The 3,081-nt window shown below is 63.6% G+C and carries 2 protein-coding genes and 1 pseudogene; all 3 read right to left on the bottom strand.

The annotated features are described in order from the left end of the window. Positions 1–414: pseudogene (locus ACOSYY_RS19665) on the bottom strand (hypothetical protein); the annotation flags it as partial. A gap of 151 nt (positions 415–565) precedes the next feature. After that, entirely contained in the window at positions 566–2,305 is a 1,740-nt protein-coding gene (locus ACOSYY_RS19660; protein ID WP_421664652.1) for a hypothetical protein, read from the bottom strand. Next, positions 2,305–3,081 (bottom strand): hypothetical protein (locus ACOSYY_RS19655; protein ID WP_421664651.1); only part of this gene is annotated, 777 nt, incomplete at its 5' end. The genes ACOSYY_RS19660 and ACOSYY_RS19655, both read right to left, overlap by 1 nt.

Raw genomic sequence — 3,081 nt, 5'->3', positions numbered from 1 at the left:
CTTGACGACGCTCTGGCCCGGCACGAACGGCTGTACGCCGAAGTGGCCGATGCCGAAACCTGAACCGAGGCCCTTCTTCGGCATCATCCTCGGGAATCCGCCGAGACCGCCCATGCCCTCGAACGGCTGGGGGTTGAAGGTCGGCTGGCTCGGAAATGGCTGCAGGCCAGCGCCGGGCTGCATCTGCTGCGGGAACGGCTGCAAACCGGCCCCCGGCTGCATCTGCTGCGGCATCGGCTGCGGTGACTGCTGACCGCCGAACGGCTGGAACTGCGGAGGCCCCATTCCCGGCTGCACGCCCGGCTGACCAAACGGTTGCAGCATCGGGAACTTGCCTCCCATCGGCTGCAATGACGGAGAAGCGCGAGCTGCCAGCATTTGCTGAAGCAGACCCGGCGGTATACTGTTGAACATCGGCATTGCTCCTACTGGGAGTCCATCGTGGAAATTGCGTTACGTCCGCTCATGCTGCTGATCCTGCTCGCGATCGCGTGCGCGCTGTCCTGGCTAATCAAGCCGCTGATCCCCGAGGGGCGCGTGAAATCCTTTCTGTACCGCAAGCACTTCATTGTTCCGCCAAATACGCAGGAACCATCCCGAGACCAGCGCCCACTGCGGCGCGGTTCGCGTACTGCGCGATGAGCGCCTGAGTCGTCGGATCGAGTTGCCCGAGTACCTGATCCGCAACACGCTGCCCGCCCTGCTGCCAGCCCATTGAGCCGGCTGCGAGTCTCCGCCCGGTCTTCGTTGCGGTGAGCCCCAATGCGCCGAGCGCGACCGGAATGCCGACGCCCGACTTGCCGAGCGCGAGGGCTGCCGGCCCGACGATCGACGCCATACGTGCGCCCGTGGGTGGAGACACGACCGACATGGATTCCTTGCCGGCGTGCGCGAGCTGGCGAAGGTCGCCACCACCGCCGCGCGCATAGGAACCCTTGTTCGCGCCGCGGTGCGCCTGTGCCACGGCTTCCGAGAGATCGCTCGCCGTAAAGCCGCCAGCCTTGTCCTTCGCTCGGGCAACGGCGGTCTCAACGACCTTATACTGGCCGTATTTCGCGTCCGCGGCCTTGAGCGAATTCAGCGCGCTCTTCGGCAACTGCGACTCGAGTGCGCGAGTAACCTGATCCTCCGCCTTCTCGAGCAGTTCAGCAGAAGCCGTATCGTTCTGGCTAATCGCCTTGCGGCCTTCAGCGCGGATGTTCGAACGCAGATCTAGTAGCGCCGCACTGTCATCCGTGCCGCCCTTGAACTTTGCACTCTTGAGCGCGGTGAGTTCGTTCTGCAGCCAACTATTCACGCTCTTACGCGCGTCGGACGATGCGCGTACTGATTGGCTCTTCGCGGCGTTCGCAAAAGCGATGGAGAGCGGGATGTCGCTCCCTTTCGTTTGCACGATCTTTGCCGTAACCGGGAACCCCTTCGCTGCGTCGTAGAACGGCTGGAAGGAGTCGTATGCCTCCTGCAGCATCTTGTCCGGCGAACCAGTCGCAATCTTCGTTCCAGGCATCGCGGCCTTCTGGATTGTCACGCGCTGGAAGTCCTGCGCCGCACCCTCACGCGCACCACGGATAACTGAACCTACGAGCGGCACCGACTGCCACGACTCCTCCATCTGGTTCGCAACACCGAGCGGGTTCATCTGGCCTGGCGTCAGGTCGACGCCCTCACGTAGAAGCGCCTCGGCCTCTGGGGTCTTGGCGACACCGCGGATCGCCTTGCTGGCCGTTCCAGCCAGTGCTGGCAGTACGGCACCCGCACCAGCACCGAACATCGCACCCTGCGCTCTCTGACCAGGATCGGCCATCAACGCACCCTGCGCCGCACCCTCGAGCGCGCCGCGGGCCAACATGTTGCCGGCCAGTCGGGCGCCGAGTGCTCCGGTGCGCGCAAGCGCGACCGTTCCGCCGCCAATCGGAAGCGCGGTCGCCGCCGTCTCTCCAATGAAGGAGCCGACCTTGCCGCCGGTCGTGTTCATCAGGTCGATGTCGAGTTGGTTCGCGGCAGCGAGATCTTCGTCGCTCGTGAGGCCGACGAGGTTGCCGGCGTGACGTGCGACGTTCGTCATGCCACGACCGATGCCGGCGAGTACGCGCTCGGTGCCGGCCGACGTGCCGATGCCGGTGTCGATTCCGCCGAAGCGAAGCGTGCCGCCGGTGTCCGTTGTGCTTTCACGCGCTTGTGTTCCGCGCGCATCCTCGATCGCCTGGCGTTGTGCAAAGCGCAGGAGCTCATCGGCTGCCTTCGTATCGCCGGCCGCTAATGCCCGCTTGCGCGCATCGCGCAGCTGTTCGATGGAGTACGGCATTACTCTTCCAGATACTTCATGGCGCCAGTGCTGAGCCCGGCCGGAGAACGTCCGGGACCGGAAGAGGGGGCGTCATACGCGGAAAGCGCGTGCTTGCCAACGATCTGTTCGGGATCAAGCCCCTGCTCTCCAGCATACTGGGCGTATTGGTTGCGATCCTTTTCGTAAGCCTGCTGGTAGGCTCCAACGCGCTGGTCGAGCATGTTAAGAATCTGAGCGCGCAATTGCGGCGTGAGGCGCCCGCCCTTCTCGATCGAGAACCGCGTCGTACCGAGGAGCCTCTGTATCGGGCTGCCGGCCGCGACCGTGAGCGCAAGTTCGCCCTCTCGTACCACGGAATTCGGGTCGAGCGCCTTGCCGACGGTGTAGATCAACTGCAGGTCGCCATAACCGTTGTCAGGCGCCTTTTTCGCGGACTGAACGACCGGCAGCACCTGCTCGTAATCCTTCACCGACGGCAGCGTGCGGAATTCCTTGCGCAGGCTCGATGAGAACCGCTTCTCGTTCTTCATTTCCGAATCGCGCTGACGCTGCGCCTCAACGTCGAGACGCTTGTTCTGCAATTCAAACTGCTTCTGCTGATCGCGGCGTGATGCGTCAAAACGCTCCTGCTGCAGCCTATTGTCCGTTGCGATGTTGTCCTGCTGCGCTTGGAACTGCTGCTTCTGGAACAGCCGATTGCGTTCCATGTCGATGCGCGACTGCAGACGATCCTGATCCTGCTGCAGTTCCTGATTGCGGATGCGCTTGTCGTACATGGCGAGCCGCTCGTCTTC

The sequence above is a fragment of the Nitrospira sp. BLG_2 genome, assembly GCF_049222245.1.
Note: the sequence above shows the minus strand (reverse complement) of the source record. Positions and strands in the feature narration are given on the sequence as shown.